Here is a 13,614-nt window from a genome sequence, read left to right on the forward strand (position 1 = left end):
CCCGTCGTAACGTCGGTCGCCGGGTTATCGACTGTGAATTCGTGAGGGACGAGACATGAAGAAGCGAACGATGATCGTCGGCGCACTCGTCGCCACGGCCGGCATGGGACAGTCGGCGGGCTGGCCGCGTTCGGCGGAGCATTCAACAACCCCGAAGCAGGACCTCTGCCCGAGGGTGTGAAAGTCGTCACGCAACAGGTGTACGACGAGGCATACGCGAATTTCGAGGCGTGCATGAATCAGGGCGGTGCCGAACTCTCCGTCAAGCGCGACGTCGGCGGCGTGCGCCAGTTCTCCTACCTCGCCGAAGCGAAGCCTGTGTATGACAAGTGCTATGTCGATTTTGCGCCCGTCGACTTCCAATGGCAGCTTTCCAAGTCGTACGACTCCGAAACGTTCGTCAAGTACCGCGAGTGCCTGACGGCCGCCGGTATCGAGCCGGGCAAGGACGCTGACGCCGTTCTGGCACAGGTCGAGGATAGCGGCCTCGACGTTCAGAAGTGCTTCGGGGACGACGAAGCGAACGGGTGAGCTGACACCACGAGCTCACGCGGGCGGCGAGCCGTGGGTCCGTCCACCCGCAGCATGCGGCGGAGCAATTCGGATGCATCCCGGCATCCGCTCTGCATGGTCAGCCGTTCGTCGCGGGGCGCACCGTCACGTTCGATCACCTGCGCCGTCGCCTCGACGACGAGGCCGTCGAGCAGACGCTGCACGAATCCCAACCGCTCGAGGAAGGACGGCATCCCCTCGTTACTTTCTTCGTAGCCGTTCAGGAGTCATTCTTGGAGGGTGTTGGCCTGCCGGGCCCGGCATGATTGTTGCCCCCAGTCGTTGATGATCCGGGGGGTGTTGTCACCGGGTCCGGTTCGGCAGTGAGTGATCGCTGATAGGGGCTGGACCCAGCGGATGCTGAGGCCGTTCGTAACGTGGATGCCGAGACTCACCGCCCTGGTTCAGGCCACGTCTCACGGACGGAGAAGCAGGTGACAATCGAACGATACGAACAAGTCGATGTCTTCATCGGTGTCGACGTCGGCAAGGGCGAACACCACGCCGTTGCCCTGGACCGGAGCGGAGCGGTGCTCTATGACAAGGCACTCCCGAATGACGAGGCGCGACTACGCACGGTCATTGGCAGCCTGAAACGACATGGCCTGGTGCTCTTCGTCGTGGATCAGCCCGCGACGATAGGCGCCCTTCCGATTGCGGTCGCTCAGGCGGAGGCCGTGTTAGTGGGGTATCTCCCCGGCCTCGCGATGCGCCGCATCGCAGACCTGCACGCGGGCGAAGCGAAGACCGACGCTCGGGACGCGGCGATCATCGCGCAAGCCGCCCGCACACTCCCTCACGCACTGCGGTCAATACAACTCGCCGACGAACAGGTCGCTGAGCTCTCCATGCTCTGCGGTTTCGATGACGACCTTGTCGGGCAGGCCACCGCGACGAGCAACCGGATCCGCGGGCTTCTCACGCAGATCCACCCTGCCCTGGAGCGGGTCCTCGGCCCGCATCTGGATCATCCGGCCGTGCTGGACTTGTTGCAGCGTTATCCGTCTCCGGCCACGATGAAGGCCGCGGGAGCGACCCGGCTCGGCAACCGGCTGGTCAAGCTCGCACCCCGCATGGGACGCCACCTCGCGGAGCAGATCATCGCGGCTTTGAGCGAGCAGACGGTCGTCGTGGTCGGCACCAACGCCGCCGCGCTCGTTCTGCCGCGCCTCGCGGAACAGCTCGCAGGTCTGCGCCGGCAACGGGCCGAGATCGCCGTTGAGGTCGAACGTCTCGTGGAGGCGCACCCTCTTCAGCCCGTCCTGACGAGCATGCCCGGAGTCGGCGTCAGGACCGCAGCCAGGCTCCTCACCGAGATCTCCGGCAAAGACTTCGCCACCGCCGGCCACCTCGCCGCCTACGCCGGGCTCGCACCGGTCACGCGAAGATCTGGTTCATCGATCCGCGGCGAGCACCCCTCCAGGCGCGGGAACAAGATCCTCAAACGAACACTGTTTCTCTCCGCCTTCGCAGCGCTCCGCGACCCGATCTCGCGCGCCTACTACGACCGCAAGATCGCCCAAGGCAAACGCCACAACCAAGCCCTCATCGCCCTCGCACGGCGCCGATGCGACGTCCTCTACGCCATGCTCCGCGACGGCACCCTCTACGAATCACGAGCCACGACGCCCGCCTTCGCGGCTTGACAAACGACATAGGGGCACCCCCCTCGCTGTGCGCGAGCAGTGTGCCTCTGATACTGGCGAAGGCCAGGTCATAACCGATATGCGGACAGTGGACAAGTCGACAGGAACCCGAAGTGTGCAGACCGAATGTCTTCCCGCCGCCGCACATCCACAACCCATTTCGCCTGAACGTCGCAGTTATTACGTTCGTCGCCCGTCTCCCCTACGGTAAAGACATGACCAAGTACCTGATCTCGTTCCCGAGCGCTGCGATGACATTCTCCGACGAGGAACTGCTGGCTGTGGCCGAGGCCGCACGGGCCGTCGTGCAGGAGGCGAAGGAGGCTGGTGTATGGATCTTCAACGGTGGCATCGACGAGCTGCTGCCACCGGCGCGCGTCGATGCGGAACGCAACATCACGCAGGGCACGTACTCGCAGACCGCGCAGATGGAAGGCGGGTATACCGTGCTCGAGCTGCCCACCTACGACGATGCACTGGACTGGGCCGCGAAGATCGCTGCGGCATGCCGGTGCGCGCAGGAAGTTCGCGCATTCCAGGAGGATTCCACCAGCTGAACCGTCCACAGTCATCGACGGCAGGGATGCCGGCCGCGCCGACTACTCTGGGAAAGTGACCGCCACTCCCCTGCTCCGTGAGGCACCGGGATGGCGTTCCTGGCTGATCTGGGGCGTCGCCGTCGCTGCGTATGTGCTCGCGATCACCAACCGCAGTTCGCTGAGTTCCGTTGGCGTGGATGCTGCCGAGCGCTTCCACGCGGATGCCGCCACACTGTCGCTCTTCGCCGTGGTGCAGCTCGCCGTCTATGGCGGCATGCAGATCCCGATCGGAGTACTGCTCGACCGCTACGGCTCCCGCCCGATCATGGTCATCGGCATGCTTCTGATGGCAGCTGGCCAGTTCGTGATGGCGGTCTCCCCCAGCATCGGCATCGCCCTCATCGCACGCGTGCTGCTCGGCGCCGGAGACGCCGCTATCTTCCCCGCGGTGCTGCGACTGGTCGCCACATGGTTCCCCGCGCAGCGTGGACCGATCATGGTGCAGATGACCGGCTTGGTCGGTCAGTCCGGCCAACTTGTTGCCCTGCTCCCCCTGGCCGCGCTCCTGCATGCCACGACTTGGACGATCACCTTCGGCAGCATCGCAGGCCTCGGCCTGCTGTTCGCGGTGCTCGTCTGGGCGATCATCCGCAATCACCCACCCGAGCGCGCAGCCGACGTTACCGTCAACACCGAGACCGGTGTGATCCAGGTCATCACGTCGGCCATCGACACGGGCGTCGGCATCCGAGCTGCCTGGGCGCACCCGGGCACGCGACTCGCCTTCTGGTCGCATTTCACCACCCCGTTCGCCGGCACCGCTCTGCTGCTGCTGTGGGGAATGCCCTTTCTCACTGCTGGCGAAGGTCTGTCCCCCACCGCAGCGGCGGGCCTGCTGTCGCTGAACGTGGTCGTCGCCATGGTCCTCAGCCCGATACTCGGCATCCTCTCTCGCCGTATCCCTACGCGCCGTTCCCTGGCGCTGGTGCTGCCCAGCGTCGGTGTGCAGGTGCTCGCATGGCTCGCGGTCGCGTTCTGGCCAGGGCCCGCGCCCTTCTGGCTGCTCGTGGTGCTCGTCGTCTGCCTGGCCGCGGGCGGCCCGGCATCCATGGTCGCGTTCGACCACGCCCGCACCCACAACCCGGCGCACCGCCTCAGCACCGCAACCGGCGTCACCAACTCCGGCGGCTTCCTCGCCGCGCTCACCGCCATCTTCCTCATCGGACTCACGCTCGACCTGCAGGGCGCCGGCACGCCCGACACATACTCGCTCGATGCCTTTCGCCTCGCCTTCCTCACCCAGGTGCCGTTGTGGGCGCTCGGAATCACGTTCATCATCTACGAGCGCAAGAACACCCGCATCCGCATGGGCCTCGACCCGGAACGACGTCGACACCGCTAAGACCTATCGGCGGATGCTGTCAGCTGCGCGGAGTCCACCCCATCGGGCGCGAGCCGCCGCGTCCGCCCCGCTCGATATCCGCCTTCGCCGACCACCCCTGTGCGGCGTCCTGTCCATCGAAGCCGCCGCGCGCCAGCCGGATGCCCACGTCGTCATGGTGCATGCGCGGAGCCCCGCCACGGCGCACAGATGCGCGAACGCTCCAGGAATCGTCGGCGAACCCGCCGCCCCGGAACACCCGGTAGTCGTCGTATCGCTCCGGATCGAGGAAGTCCCAGCACCATTCCCACACATTGCCGAGCGTGTCGAAGAGACCATTCAGATTCGGCAGCTTCATCCCGACATCCTGTGGCGCATCCACGCCGTCGGACGCAGACCACGCGACCTCAGACAGCGGACCGTAGTGCGGTCCGACCGACCCTGCTCGGCAGGCGTATTCCCACTCCGCTTCGGTCGGCAGCCGGTAACCGTCGCTATCCACATGCCAGGTGATGTCCTCGCCTTCGAACGCGTAGGCCGGGTCGAGCCCTTCCCATTCCGATGCGGCGTTGCAGAAGCGGATCGCCCGCAGCCAGCTGAGATCTCGCGCAGGTCGACGGGGATGCTGCGCGGGCACACCCAGCACCTCGGCGAATTGCTCTTCGGTGACAGCGAACACGCCGATCTCGAACTGCTCCAGGTCAACGGTGCGGTGCTCGTCACGACGCGCATCGTGCAGCGTGACCGCGCCTGCCGGCAGCGCCCGCATCTCCCACAGATCCATGCTCAGCCCGTCACCCGCAGTGGGCCGGTGCGAGGACCTTCGGTGCGAGTCGACTTCTCTCCCCCGGCGATGCGCACCGCGAACACGCGCATGAAGAACTGGCACATCGGGCCGACCAGCAGCGCGAACGCGACGGTACCGACGCCGACGTTGCCGCCGAGCGCCCATCCGATGGCGACGACCGTCACTTCGAGACAGGTGCGCACGATCCAGATCGGCCAGCCGAGTCGTTGGTGCAGGCCTGTCATCAGGCCATCACGTGGGCCGGGGCCGAAGTGCGCGCCGATGTATAAGCCGGTCGCTGCGGCGAGCACGGTGAGTCCGATGACGAAGAACAGCACGCGCAACCACAGGGGCTCAGCCTCTGGAATCAGCAGGAACCCGACATCGGCGGCCGGGCCGACGCACAGCGCGTTCATGACCGTGCCGATCCCGATCTTCTGCCTGATCGGGATCCACAGCAGCAGCACCACGCCGCTGACGAGAATCGTCACCGTGCCGAAGGTCAGCGGCACATGCCGGGTGATGCCCTGAGTGAGAACATCCCAGGGGGCGGCGCCGATCGCACCGCGGATCATGAACGCGATGCCGATGCCGTAAAGGAACAGTCCGACGAAGAGCTGTGTGAGGCGGCGCGGTAGTCGCCGGCCGGAGAAGCGGCTCATTGCGGGTGTCTTTCCACCCAGTCGGCGTACTTCGCTGTGCGGCCGTCGCCCGAGGAGGTGCGCGTCACTCGGCGTTTGATCCACGGCCCCACGAACTCGCGGTAGTACTTCAGGCCTGACGGTCCGGCCGTCGGCGTCGAGGTGGGCGACCACCACTCTTCTGGCGGGTTGAGCTGCAGGGCATGCAGCACCCGCGCCGCCACCCGATGGTGCCCGTGCGTGTTCATATGCAGTCGGTCCTCGGACCAGTACTTCGGCTGCGACAGTTCGGTGTCGGGCCAGTTCAGCGCTTGCACGACATCGGGCCGCCCCTCGACGCGCCTCAGCACGGCGCTCGACAGAGCATCGCCGCGCCGCTGGAACACGGGACCCAGCGGCAGCTGCGCACTCGGATTGGCTCCCGAGAGGATGATCAGCCGCACACCCTCTTCGTCACAGCGTCGAAGGACTCGGGTGAACACGTCCGCGATGTGCTCGACATCAGTATTGGGACGCAGGATGTCGTTGCCACCGCCGTTGAACGAGAGATGCGTCGGCTTCAGCGCGAGCGCCGGCTCCAGCTGCTCTTCGACGATCGGCCACGCCAGACGCCCTCGAATCGCCAGGTTCGCGTACTCGATCGGCGCGCCGGTCGCATCCGCCCAGCCCTGCGCAGCGATGTCCGCCCATCCGCGAACGGTGCCATCGGGAAGCTCATCGCCGACCCCTTCGGTGAAGGAATCGCCGATCGCCACGAATCGCACTGCCGCCATGCTCTCCACCCTATTCCTGTGCGGACGCAGAGCTGTCCTGGGCGACGTCGGGATCAGCGGGCGAAGACCGTGCGCAGCGTATCGAGTCCGACACCGCCGATGTCCAGTGCGCGCTTGTGGAAATCCTTGAATGAGAACGCCTCGCCCTGCTGCGCACGCGCAGCATCACGCACTTCTTCCCAGATGCGCTGGCCGACCTTGTACGACGGTGCCTGCCCGGGCCAGCCAAGGTACCGGTTGACCTCGAACTGCCGGAACTCGTCCGGCATGTTCACGTTCTGCCGCATCGTCTCCAGCGCGTAGTCATGATCCCAGACTCCCTCGCCATCGAGACGGGGCTTGCCGAGGTGCACGCCGATGTCGAGGACGACGCGCAGCGCGCGCATCCGCTGCCCGTCCAGCATCCCGAGACGGTCAGCCGGGTCATCGAGGTAACCGAGCTGCTCCATGAGACGCTCGGCGTACAGGGCCCATCCCTCGGCGTGGCCGGAGGTGCCGGCGAGCACCCGACGCCACGTATTCAGCTCAGCGCGATTGTAGGTCGCCTGCGCGATCTGCAGGTGATGACCGGGCACACCCTCGTGGTAGACGGTCGTCAGCTCGCGCCAGGTGTCGAACTCGGTGACGCCTTCGGGCACCGACCACCACATCCGGCCCGGGCGGGAGAAGTCGTCCGTGGGACCGGTGTAGTAGATCCCACCCTCCTGCGTCGGCGCGATCATGCACTCCAGTGCGCGGATCTCCTCGGGAATATCGAAATGCGAGACCCCGAGTTCGGCTATGGCGCGGTCGCTCGTCTCCTGCATCCACTTCTGCAGTGCGTCGGTCCCATGCAGCTTGCGACTCGGGTCGGCCTCGAGGTGGGCGACAGCCTCTTCCAGCGTGGCACCCGGGAGGATCTCATTCGCAATGGACTCCTGCTCGGCGATCATCCGAGCGAGTTCTTCACGACCCCACTCGTAGGTCTCGTCGAGGTCGATGCTCGCGCCGAGGAAGCGGCGCGAATTCAGCGCGTACAACTCACGCCCGACAGCGTCTTCCTCACCGGCGACCGGCGCGAGTTCGGTGCTGAGGAACGAGCCCAGCGTGTCGTACGCGACCCGAGCGGCCCCGGCGCGGTCGGCGAGCTCACGGGCGAGGGATGCCGGCAGCTGGCCCTCCTGCGGAGCGGCGCCGGCGATGAAGGAGGCGAAGAAGCCGTCGTCAGCGCTGTAGCGGGTGATCTGCTTGGCAACCTCCACGACCTGGCGACGCGCGGGCACGACACCCCGCCGGATTCCTTCACGGAGAGTCTCGGTGTACCCCTTGAGCGCATCCGGAACCGCGGCCAGGCGCTCAGCGACGACAGCCCAGTCCTCGACCTCGGCGGTCGGCATGAGATCGAAGGCCTGTCGGAAATCCTGCGCAGCCGAGGCGATCACATTGAGGTCGCGCAGGTGCCACTGTGCATCGTGCAGCTCGAGTTCGAGCCGCAGCTCTGCCGAGAGATCGGTCTTGGTGATCGCGTCGATGCTGTCGGTGGGCTCCGTGGCATCCAGGCGCGCGAGAGCCTCACGAGTGGCAGCCACTGAGCGCTCGTGGCCTTCCGGGCTGACATCATCGAGGCGCCCATTGGCTTCGTTTCGCCCGATATAGGTAGCCAGAACCGGTGAAAGATCGACCAGTGTGTCGACCCAGTCCTCTGCGATCTGATCGATGGCCGAGGGGATGCGAGCTTCAGCAATCATGGATTCGAGCTTATCTGTGGTGGCCCTTCGACAGGCTCAGGGACCCACGAAGGTCTGGGCCACTGAGATTGTCAGTGCGCGGCCTCGTTCCAGTCGCGACCACGGCCGACCTGCACATCCAGCGGCACGGTGAGTTCTGCGGCACCAGCCATTCGGGCGCGGACGATCTCCTCCACCGCATCCCACTCCCCCGGTGCGACCTCGACGACGAGTTCGTCATGGATCTGCAGCAGTGCACGAGACCGCAGTTCGCTGCCGTGAAGATCATCGTGAATTCTGATCAGTGCGATCTTCATGATGTCCGCGGCGCTGCCCTGAATCGGCGCGTTGAGCGCCGCGCGCTCGGCATTCTCACGCAGCACGCGGTTCGGGCTGCTCAGATCGGGGAACGGGCGACGGCGTCCGAAGATCGTCTCGGTGTAGCCGTCTTCCTTGGCTTTGATCACCGATGCCCGCAGGTAGTCGCGCACCGCACCGAAGCGCGCGAAGTACTCGAGCATGAGCTTCTTCGCCTCGGACTGCTCGATGCGCAGCTGCTTGGAAAGACCGAAGGCGCTCAACCCGTACACCAGGCCATACGACATCGCCTTCACCTTCGTGCGCATGGCCGAGCTGACTTCCTCCGGCTCGACGCCGAAGACTCGCGCACCGACGAAACGGTGCAGATCCTCACCGGTGCGGAACGCCTCGATCAGGCCCTCGTCTCCGGACAGGTGCGCCATGATGCGCATCTCGATCTGCGAGTAGTCGGCCGTCAACAGCGTTCCGTAGCCCTCGCCGACCTCGAATGCGCTGCGGATGCGCCTGGACTCCTCCGTGCGCACCGGAATGTTCTGCAGGTTCGGGTCGGTGCTGGAGAGCCTGCCGGTCTGACTGCCGGTCTGCACGTACGTCGTGTGAATGCGGTGATCGTCGGCGATCGCCCCGTTCTTGCCGATCGCGCTGTCGAGCGATTCGATGATCTGTCGCAGTTTGGTCGCCTCACGGTGCTGCAGCAGCAGGTCGAGGAACGGATGCGGGTTCGATTCGCGCAGGTCGGCGAGCACCGCAGCATCCGTCGAGTATCCGGTCTTGGTCTTGCGCGTCTTCGGCAGCTGCAGGTCTTCGAACAGCACCTCCTGCAGCTGCTTCGGCGAGCCGAGATTGAATTCTCGTCCGACGAGAGCGAACGCGTCGACGGCGATGCCGTCCGTGCGCGTCAGCAGTTCGGCAGAGAACGTCGACAGCACGTCGTGCGAGACGGCGACGCCCGCGAGTTCCATATCGGCGAGGACGAGCAGCGTCGGCAGCTCGATGTCGGTGAGGACGGATGCCACCGACTCGGGCATGTCTTCACGGATTGCAGCTGCCGTGCGCAGGGTGAACCACGCCTCTTGCGATGGGGTGGCGCCGTCGGTCTCGGGGACGAGCTGAGTGGGGTCGGCTTCTGGCAGCTTCTCATCCAGATAGCGGGAGACGAGGTGACCGAGTGTCTTGTCGGGGAAGCTCGGACGCATCAGCCAGCCGGCCAGGAGCGTGTCGTACGCGAGGCCGCCGAGTCGGATTCCAGCCCGCAGCAGCGCTTTCAGCGGTGACTTGGCGTCGTTGATGACCTTTGCCGCGTCGGATGCGAGCCAGGGCCCCAGCGCCACCGCCGTCTCATCGTTCCAATCGCACTCGTGCAGTTCAGTGAGGCTGGCGACTCCCACTCGAGAGATCACCCCGCCCGCGGTGGCGAAGGCGACGGCGATCTCGTCGTCTTGCGTGTTCAGCCAGGCCGCGATGGCGGATGCCGAAGACTCGGTCGGCGCGGGGACCTTCATCGCCGGCTCATCGTGCACCGCTTCATCACCCGCTCCAACGGCGTCGAACACACGCGGAAGCAGGGTGCGGAACTCCAGGCGCGCGAAGATGTCACGCACTGCCTGCGCATCGATGGGCGCGACTGCCAACTGGTCCGGAGAGACGGGCAGCTCCACGTCGGTGAGGAGGCGATTGAGCTTGCGGTTTCTGCGCACAGCATCCATGTGCTCGCGGAGGTTGCCGCCGACGACGCCCTTGATCTCCTCGGCCCGGGCGAGTAGTTCATCGAGAGTTCCGAACTGGGTGAGCCACTTGACGGCGGTCTTCTCCCCCACCTTCGGCACGCCCGGGAGGTTATCGCTGGTTTCGCCGACGAGGGCTGCGACGTCGGGATACTGCTCCGGACGCACTCCGTAGCGCTCTTCCACCGCCGTGGGATCGTAGCGCTTCAGCTGCGACACCCCCTGCACCGAGGGGTACAGCAGCGTCACATCGTCATTCACGAGCTGGATCGTGTCGCGATCGCCGGAGACCACGAGCACGTCGTATCCCTGCTCAGAACCCTGCTTCGCGAGTGTGGCCAGGATGTCATCGGCCTCGATGCCGACCTGGGTGAGCACCGGAATAGCCATCGCGGCCAGGCAGTCCTGCAGCAGAGGGATCTGGCCCTTGAACTCTTGGGGGCTCTCTGATCGGGTCGCCTTGTACTCGGGGTACTCATCGGTGCGGAACGAGTGCCGTGACGTGTCGAACGCGATGGCGAGGTGGGTGGGCTTCTCTGCCTTGATCAGGTTCACCAGCATCGACAAGAAGCCGTAGATGGCGTTCGTGTGCTGGTTGTCCTTCGTGGTGAAATTCTCGACCGGCAGGGCGAAGAAGGCACGATAGGCGAGCGAGTGGCCGTCGACGACCATGAGGGTAGGCTTTGCGGAGTCCGTCACCCTGCAAGCCTAACGAGAGTGGCGGACACTCGCCGAGGAGGATGCATGACCGAAACGACCCAGACCGCCGGATTGGAATGGGCCACCCACCGTGGCATGGGAGCGCTGGCCGAGAAGATGGGCATCGAGTTCACCGAATTCGGCATCCAGCGCAGCGTCGCAACCATGCCCGTCGAGGGCAACACTCAGCCGGTCGGCCTGCTGCACGGCGGCGCCTACGTCGTGCTCGGCGAGTCGCTGGGTTCGATGTCCGCGAACCTGCACGCCGGACCCGGCCGCCTCGCCGTCGGAGTCGACATCAACGCGACGCACACCCGTTCGGCCACCTCCGGCATCGTCACCGCGGTCTGCACGCCTGTGCACCTCGGGCGCAGCATGACCGTGCATGAGATCGCGGTCGATGACGAACAGGGCCGCCGTTGCTCGACGATCCGCATCACGAACATGATCAAGGACATGCCGGCCTGACACGGCTGCAGAAGCAGAACGGCCCCGCTGCGTCGCAACGGGGCCGTTCTGATAAAGGCTGTGGTTACTTCTTCGGAGCGAGCTGCTCGATGATCGCCTTCGCGACATCCTGCATCGTGAGGCGGCGGTCCATCGACGCCTTCTGGATCCAGCGGAATGCCTCGGGCTCGGAGAGTCCCATCTTCTCGTTCAGGAGGCCCTTGGCGCGATCGACGAGCTTGCGGGTCTCGAAGCGCTCGACCATGTCGGCGACCTCGGCTTCGAGCGTGATGATCTGCTCGTGGCGTGCCAGTGCGATCTCGATCGCCGGCAGCAGGTCGTTCGGGGTGAAGGGCTTGACGACGTAGGCCAGCGCACCGGCCTCGCTCGCACGCTCGACCAGCTCCTTCTGGCTGAATGCCGTCAGCAGCACGACAGGAGCGATGTTCGCCTTGTGCAGGCGCTCGGCCGCGCTGATGCCATCCAGCTGGGGCATCTTCACGTCCATGATCACCAGATCGGGGCGAAGCTCCGTGGCGAGCTGCACGGCTGTCTCGCCGTCACCAGCCTCACCGACGACATCGAAGCCGTTGTCGCGCAGGATCTCGACGATGTCGAGGCGGATCAGCGACTCATCCTCCGCGACGACGACGCGTCGCGGGGCGGATGCCGTGGGCTGTTCAGGCTGTTCAGGCTGTTCTTGCTCGGTCACAGATGAAATCCTATCGGACTGACGCTGCTGCAGGTGCGAACGCGCGGAGGGCCGCGCAAGGCGACCCTCCAGGCATTGGTGCCGGCGGTGGGACTCGAACCCACACGACCTCTCGGACAAAGCATTTTGAGTGCTCCGCGTCTACCATTCCGCCACGCCGGCCCGTGAACGACTTTAGCGCACAGACGAGGGCGGAACCTGCGGCTCCGCCCTCGTCTTGTGCTCAGATTCCGGCTTTGTAGACCGGCGCCGCTCCGCCCACGGCATCCCCGACCTTGTGGACGCGGATGTCGTTGGTGGAGCCGATGATGCCGGGAGGGGAACCGGAGATCACGACCACGCGATCCCCGATCTCGGCCAGCTTGTTCTTCAAAAGGTGCTCGTCGACCTGCAGGTACATCGCATCGGTGTGCTTGACCATGTCGACCAGCGTCGAGCGGATGCCCCACGTCAGCGCCATGCGGCGACGGATGCCGGGCTCGGGCGTGAACGCCAGCATCGGGATCCGCGAGCGCAGTCGCGACAGACGGCGTGCGGAGTCACCTGACTGCGTGAACACGCACAGGAACTTGGCCTCGACGAACTCCGCGACCTCGAGAGCGGCCAGCGTGATGGCACCGCCCTGCGTGCGGGGTGTGCTCGTCAGCGGCGCGATGCGCTCCAGACCGTGCTCCTCCGTGGACTCGATGATGCGCGCCATGGTCTCTACGACCACGACCGGGTAGTCCCCGACGCTCGTCTCGCCCGACAGCATCACGGCATCCGCGCCATCGAGCACGGCGTTGGCGACGTCCGAGGTCTCGGCGCGGGTCGGCACGGGGCTGTTGATCATCGATTCCAGCATCTGCGTGGCGACGATGACCGGCTTCGCCATGCGGCGTGCGATCTCCACGGCGCGCTTCTGCACGATCGGCACGGCTTCGAGCGGCAGCTCGACTCCGAGGTCGCCGCGAGCGACCATGATGCCGTCGAAGGCGTCGACGATCTCCTCGAGCGCCTCAACCGCCTGCGGCTTCTCGATCTTGGCGATCACGGGGACGCGGACGCCCTCCTCCGCCATGATCTCGTGCACGCGTCGCACATCGCTCGCGTCGCGGACGAACGACAGCGCGATCAGGTCTGCACCGATGCGCAGCCCCCAGCGGAGATCGTCCTCATCCTTTGTGCTCAGCGCGGGCACGTTCACGGCGACGCCGGGCAGATTGATGCCCTTGTTGTTCGATACGGCGCCTGCGACGATGACACGCGTGGTGACGACCGTGCCGTCGGACTCGACGACCTCGACACGGACCTTGCCGTCATCGATCAGCAGGAAGTCACCCGGCTTGACGTCGTTGGGCAGACCCTTGAACGTCGTGCCGCAGATCTCGCGGTTGCCGATGATGTCCTCGGTCGTGATCTTGAAGATGTCACCGGCCTCGAGCTCGTACGGACCGTCTTCGAACTTGCCGAGGCGGATTTTCGGTCCCTGCAGGTCGACGAGGATGGCGACGGCGCGCGCGGCGTCTTCGGCAGCACGCCGCACGTTCGCGTAGTTTGCGTCATGAACCGAGTAGTCGCCGTGGCTGAGGTTCAGCCGAGCGACGTCCACGCCCGCGTCGATCAGGGCGCGGACCGTTTCATAGGTCGAGGTTGCGGGTCCGAGTGTGGCGACGATTTTCGCGCGTCTCAACGGCATCTCCAGGG

General features: G+C 65.6%; 14 protein-coding genes and 1 tRNA gene. 6 read left to right on the top strand and 9 right to left on the bottom strand.

Features of this window, described 5'->3' with window-relative positions; all coding sequences use genetic code 11:
* Positions 1-55 precede the first annotated feature (55 nt).
* Positions 56-181 carry a hypothetical protein gene (locus FM104_RS16720; protein WP_256971504.1) on the top strand — a complete coding sequence of 42 codons (126 nt, stop codon included), beginning with the start codon at positions 56-58 and terminating at the stop codon, positions 179-181.
* Positions 178-531 carry a hypothetical protein gene (locus tag FM104_RS03440; RefSeq protein ID WP_087130070.1) on the top strand — a complete coding sequence of 118 codons (354 nt, stop codon included), beginning with the start codon at positions 178-180 and terminating at the stop codon, positions 529-531. The genes FM104_RS16720 and FM104_RS03440 overlap by 4 nt, the downstream gene beginning before the upstream one ends.
* On the opposite strand, the gene FM104_RS03445 is transcribed toward FM104_RS03440, so the two are convergent.
* Positions 495-746 (bottom strand): hypothetical protein, encoded by a 252-nt coding sequence (locus FM104_RS03445; protein ID WP_087130071.1) that lies wholly within the window; start codon positions 744-746, stop codon positions 495-497. The two genes, FM104_RS03440 and FM104_RS03445, sit on opposite strands and share 37 nt — an antisense overlap.
* A gap of 240 nt (positions 747-986) precedes the next feature.
* Between FM104_RS03445 and FM104_RS03450 the strand changes: the two genes are divergently transcribed.
* The 3 genes from FM104_RS03450 (at position 987) to FM104_RS03460 (ending at position 4,139) form a co-directional block, all read left to right on the top strand.
* Complete coding sequence (locus tag FM104_RS03450) at positions 987-2,198, top strand: IS110 family transposase (RefSeq protein WP_087130072.1); 1,212 nt, start codon at positions 987-989, stop codon at positions 2,196-2,198.
* Between the two features lie 215 nt (positions 2,199-2,413).
* Positions 2,414-2,755 (top strand): YciI family protein, encoded by a 342-nt coding sequence (locus FM104_RS03455; protein ID WP_087130073.1) that lies wholly within the window; start codon positions 2,414-2,416, stop codon positions 2,753-2,755.
* 55 nt (positions 2,756-2,810) lie between these two features.
* Positions 2,811-4,139 (top strand): MFS transporter, encoded by a 1,329-nt coding sequence (locus FM104_RS03460; RefSeq protein ID WP_256971505.1) that lies wholly within the window; start codon positions 2,811-2,813, stop codon positions 4,137-4,139.
* A 19-nt stretch (positions 4,140-4,158) separates the two neighbouring features.
* Here FM104_RS03460 and FM104_RS03465 read toward each other — a convergent pair whose 3' ends face one another.
* The 5 genes from FM104_RS03465 to polA form a co-directional block, all read right to left on the bottom strand.
* On the bottom strand, positions 4,159-4,902 hold the full coding sequence (locus FM104_RS03465) for a formylglycine-generating enzyme family protein (RefSeq protein WP_087130075.1): 744 nt from the start codon (positions 4,900-4,902) through the stop codon (positions 4,159-4,161).
* Between the two features lie 2 nt (positions 4,903-4,904).
* Positions 4,905-5,567: a membrane protein YczE gene (yczE, locus tag FM104_RS03470; RefSeq protein ID WP_087130076.1), complete on the bottom strand. Its 663-nt coding sequence runs from the start codon at positions 5,565-5,567 to the stop codon at positions 4,905-4,907.
* The gene (locus FM104_RS03475; protein ID WP_179206655.1) at positions 5,564-6,319 is read right to left on the bottom strand and encodes an SGNH/GDSL hydrolase family protein; all 756 of its coding nucleotides are present in this window, start codon (positions 6,317-6,319) and stop codon (positions 5,564-5,566) included. The genes yczE and FM104_RS03475 overlap by 4 nt, the downstream gene beginning before the upstream one ends.
* A 53-nt stretch (positions 6,320-6,372) precedes the next feature.
* Positions 6,373-8,046 (bottom strand): DUF885 domain-containing protein, encoded by a 1,674-nt coding sequence (locus FM104_RS03480; RefSeq protein ID WP_087130077.1) that lies wholly within the window; start codon positions 8,044-8,046, stop codon positions 6,373-6,375.
* 71 nt (positions 8,047-8,117) lie between these two features.
* Positions 8,118-10,769 (bottom strand): DNA polymerase I, encoded by a 2,652-nt coding sequence (gene polA, locus FM104_RS03485; RefSeq protein WP_179206656.1) that lies wholly within the window; start codon positions 10,767-10,769, stop codon positions 8,118-8,120.
* Between the two features lie 45 nt (positions 10,770-10,814).
* On the opposite strand from polA, the gene FM104_RS03490 reads away from it, so the two are divergent.
* Entirely contained in the window at positions 10,815-11,237 is a 423-nt protein-coding gene (locus FM104_RS03490) for a hotdog fold thioesterase (protein ID WP_087130079.1), read from the top strand.
* Positions 11,238-11,301: 64 nt separating this feature from the next.
* On the opposite strand, the gene FM104_RS03495 is transcribed toward FM104_RS03490, so the two are convergent.
* The 3 genes from FM104_RS03495 to pyk all read right to left on the bottom strand — a co-directional run bounded on the left by FM104_RS03495 (position 11,302) and on the right by pyk (position 13,600).
* Positions 11,302-11,928: an ANTAR domain-containing response regulator gene (locus FM104_RS03495; RefSeq protein ID WP_087130080.1), complete on the bottom strand. Its 627-nt coding sequence runs from the start codon at positions 11,926-11,928 to the stop codon at positions 11,302-11,304.
* A gap of 76 nt (positions 11,929-12,004) precedes the next feature.
* A tRNA-Leu gene (locus FM104_RS03500) sits at positions 12,005-12,090 on the bottom strand.
* A 61-nt stretch (positions 12,091-12,151) separates the two neighbouring features.
* The gene (gene pyk / locus FM104_RS03505) at positions 12,152-13,600 is read right to left on the bottom strand and encodes a pyruvate kinase (RefSeq protein ID WP_087130081.1); all 1,449 of its coding nucleotides are present in this window, start codon (positions 13,598-13,600) and stop codon (positions 12,152-12,154) included.
* Positions 13,601-13,614: the final 14 nt, after the last annotated feature.

The sequence above is a fragment of the Microbacterium esteraromaticum genome (assembly GCF_900163815.1).
Lineage (GTDB): Bacteria > Actinomycetota > Actinomycetes > Actinomycetales > Microbacteriaceae > Microbacterium > Microbacterium esteraromaticum_B.

What these genes read in the sequence shown, in the direction of transcription:
- FM104_RS03475 (WP_179206655.1), bottom strand. Translation starts at nt 6,319, where the DNA reads ATGGCGGCAGTGCGATTCGTGGCGATCGGCGATTCCTTCACCGAAGGG.
- FM104_RS03480 (WP_087130077.1), bottom strand. Translation starts at nt 8,046, where the DNA reads ATGATTGCTGAAGCTCGCATCCCCTCGGCCATCGATCAGATCGCAGAG.
- FM104_RS16720 (WP_256971504.1), top strand. Translation starts at nt 56, where the DNA reads ATGAAGAAGCGAACGATGATCGTCGGCGCACTCGTCGCCACGGCCGGC.
- FM104_RS03465 (WP_087130075.1), bottom strand. Translation starts at nt 4,902, where the DNA reads ATGGATCTGTGGGAGATGCGGGCGCTGCCGGCAGGCGCGGTCACGCTG.
- FM104_RS03490 (WP_087130079.1), top strand. Translation starts at nt 10,815, where the DNA reads ATGACCGAAACGACCCAGACCGCCGGATTGGAATGGGCCACCCACCGT.
- FM104_RS03455 (WP_087130073.1), top strand. Translation starts at nt 2,414, where the DNA reads ATGACCAAGTACCTGATCTCGTTCCCGAGCGCTGCGATGACATTCTCC.
- FM104_RS03445 (WP_087130071.1), bottom strand. Translation starts at nt 746, where the DNA reads ATGCCGTCCTTCCTCGAGCGGTTGGGATTCGTGCAGCGTCTGCTCGAC.
- yczE (WP_087130076.1), bottom strand. Translation starts at nt 5,567, where the DNA reads ATGAGCCGCTTCTCCGGCCGGCGACTACCGCGCCGCCTCACACAGCTC.